The organism is Methanobrevibacter sp. 87.7 (assembly GCF_002208625.1).
Taxonomy (GTDB): domain Archaea; phylum Methanobacteriota; class Methanobacteria; order Methanobacteriales; family Methanobacteriaceae; genus Methanarmilla.
On sequence record NZ_MRCT01000226.1, the window covers coordinates 1 to 2,111 of the forward strand.

Annotated in this window: 3 protein-coding genes; all 3 read right to left on the minus strand. The window is 22.5% G+C overall.

The features are described 5' to 3' along the window. Positions 1-99: 99 nt before the first annotated feature. Positions 100-384 carry a hypothetical protein gene (locus BGI41_RS07835; RefSeq protein WP_088540141.1) on the minus strand — a complete coding sequence of 95 codons (285 nt, stop codon included), beginning with the start codon at positions 382-384 and terminating at the stop codon, positions 100-102. Positions 385-393: 9 nt separating this feature from the next. Further along, positions 394-897 (minus strand): nitroreductase family protein, encoded by a 504-nt coding sequence (locus BGI41_RS07840; protein WP_088540142.1) that lies wholly within the window; start codon positions 895-897, stop codon positions 394-396. A gap of 259 nt (positions 898-1,156) precedes the next feature. Continuing rightward, a complete protein-coding gene (locus tag BGI41_RS07845) occupies positions 1,157-1,987 on the minus strand; it encodes a citryl-CoA lyase (RefSeq protein WP_088540143.1) in 831 nt (276 codons plus the stop codon). Positions 1,988-2,111 lie beyond the last annotated feature (124 nt).

Consider the following 2,111-nt stretch of genomic DNA (forward strand, 5'->3'; position numbering starts at 1 on the left):
CTAATAAAAAAATAATAAAAACTAAAAAACTAAAAAAATAATAAAAAATTTAAGAAAATGATTTACGATCAAGATCAATAATATCAAAATCATCAAATTCTATTTTTTACCATCATCTTCTGTTTCTGTAGTAATTAAAACATACTGAGATTTTTTATAAAAGAAATATAAAAATATAATTAAATTTCCAAATAAAAACCATGCAGAAGTAAAACAAGCAAGAAGAATAAAAATTAAATGATAAACCCAATTACCATAAACTCTTTTATATAAAAAAGTAAAATTAGGACCATCAGCTTTAAGTTTAAACTTATGTTCCAATAATCTATCAGATAATCTTTTTAAATCATTCTTATCTTTTGCATGTATTGTTAATGGCTTCATAATAATCAATTATAAATATTCAACAATTTCATCTACAGATTTTTTATCTTGAACTCTTGGATCTGCATCAATATAACCAAGTGGAGTAAATAATAATGGAGTATAATTATCAGAATTTATAAAATCTTTTGCAGCATCAGGATTAAATGCACCAATATAACATGTTCCAAGATTTAATGCAGTAGCTGCTAAAATTATATTATCCATTACAATAGAACCATCAATATCAGCAAAGTTTCTATTATCACCTGATCTTTTACCTGCTGAATCATAATCAACAGCAACACATAAAACTAAAGGAGCATTATAGAACCAACTAGCAGGATAAATAGCTTTAAGAGCTTCTTTATTCTTATTAGTATCAATAACAAAAACTTTAATAGGTTGAACATTCTTAGCAGTTGGAGCTAATGCAGCTGCTTTTAAAATTTTATCTAAATCTTCTTTTTTAACAGGTTCATCTTTATATCCACGAACACTGTATCTTTTTTCAATAACTTCAAAAAAATCCATAATAAAAACCTTTATAAATTTTTATATAAAATTTAATTTATATTTAAATAAACAATTAAAATATTTATTCAATTAAATAATAATAATTTTTTCCTTTATAATATATTAATAAAAACTAAAAAATTAAATAATAATCTTCTCAGTTATATTTAATAAAAAAATTAAAAACTTAAATAATAATTTTTTAAGTTATACTTAATAAAAAAATTAAAAAACTTAAAAATTAATCATTTTCTAATTATTATATTTTTAATAAAAATTAATCATCAATCTTTTTATCTTTAAAACCAACATAAGTAATATCATTTAAATTACAGAATTTTCTAAATTCTTCCTCTTCCATCATTTCCTCATAACTATGTGCAACAAGACCTGGAAGTCTTCCTATCATAAATAATCCCAATCCTAATTTTGGATTAAATCCTAAATCAGAAAGAATTGCACCATTTACACCATCTACATTTAAGTAAATCCCTTTTTTATCAATTAATAATTGTTCCATTGCAATAGCTAATTTTGTATGAGGTCCAAGATTACCTTCTCTAATAATAAGTTCAAGAAGTTTACGAGCCCTAGGATCTTTATCATGATAACGATGTCCAAAACCATGAATTTTTTCATTATTTGAAATTTTAGGAATAACAATATCTAATGCTTTATTAGCAATTAATGAATTATTAATATCAGAATCAAAACCTAAATGGATATCTTTAATTGCATTTTGATATAATGTCATGATTTTTTCAATTGCCCCTGCATGATGTTTACCAAAAGATAATAATCCTCCTGCAACAGCATTATTCAATGGAGAACCACTTGAAGATATAAGTCTTGCTGTTTGTGTACTTGGAGGAGTAACACCATGATCACAAAAAGATACAAGGACATGATTTAAAAGTTTTCCTTGTTTTTTAGTTGGTAATTCTCCTTTTAATAATAAATATACCATTTCACTAAAACTTAAATTTTCAATTAAATCTTTTTGATTATATCCTCTAGTTATAATTTTATTAGGTTCAATATAAGAAATTGTAGTTGTAAGATTATGTTTAGGAATTTTAAAATCATTCCCAGAATTTTCATTTACCAAAATATAACCTCTTTTCTCATTATCTATAATAAATTAGATTATATTAAAATATATATTTTAAACTTATTATTTTAATTTAAATAAAATATTAAAATTTAATAAAAATATTATCTAAAAACTAGAG